At 61.8% G+C, this 665-nt stretch carries 1 protein-coding gene; it reads right to left on the minus strand.

The window, feature by feature from the left end; translation table 11 throughout:
* Positions 1–611: FAD-linked oxidase C-terminal domain-containing protein (locus NCT32_RS37010; RefSeq protein WP_284508646.1), on the minus strand; the 611-nt coding region annotated here is incomplete at its 3' end.
* Between the last annotated feature and the right edge of the window lie 54 nt (positions 612–665).

Here is a 665-nt window from a genome sequence, read left to right on the forward strand (position 1 = left end):
GTACCGCCTGCATCTACCATCGACTGTTCGGCGATCTGCTTGATGGCCATGTATTGTTCAGGAATGCGGCGCTTATCGCCGTATGCGAACCACGTGAAATACGGCGCGGGGCCATCCGGATAGATGTGCGTGAAACGGCAGGTCACTGAACCGGGACGGCCGGTAACTTCCTTGATCGCGCGGTGCGTCTCGGACTTCACATGTTCGCGCAGTTGCGCGAAGCGATCCCACGTGATCGCGGTCTCCATCGTCTCGCGCATCACGCCGCGGGCGATCGCGTGTTCGCGCAACGCGGGTCCGCGCAAAAACTTGTCGCGCCAGCTCTTCGCCGACGCATCGCGCCCGACGTCGTTGTCTGCAGGCCCACCGCGGTCCCATTGACCGCCAAAATCGCCGCAAATTTCGAGCGCGCGGTGCATCCACAAGTCAACGGCGTGATCCGCCGATTCGAAGCCAAGCACCAGAATGTCATAGGTGCCGTCACTGGAACCTGTGTATTGTGCTTCTTCGCGCTCGACGAGGCGTGCATTCGCCGGATTAAGGCCGGACTGTGAAATCGCGCGCACCGCGTCGACGGCGCGATCGTAGTCCGCGAAACGCACGCTCGTCATGCGACGATGCGTCGGCCTGCGATGCAGTCTGACCCATGCCTCGGTGATGATGCC

Origin of the sequence: Caballeronia sp. INML2, assembly GCF_023631365.1 — a bacterium.
In the GTDB taxonomy this organism is placed as follows: Bacteria; Pseudomonadota; Gammaproteobacteria; order Burkholderiales; family Burkholderiaceae; genus Caballeronia; species Caballeronia turbans.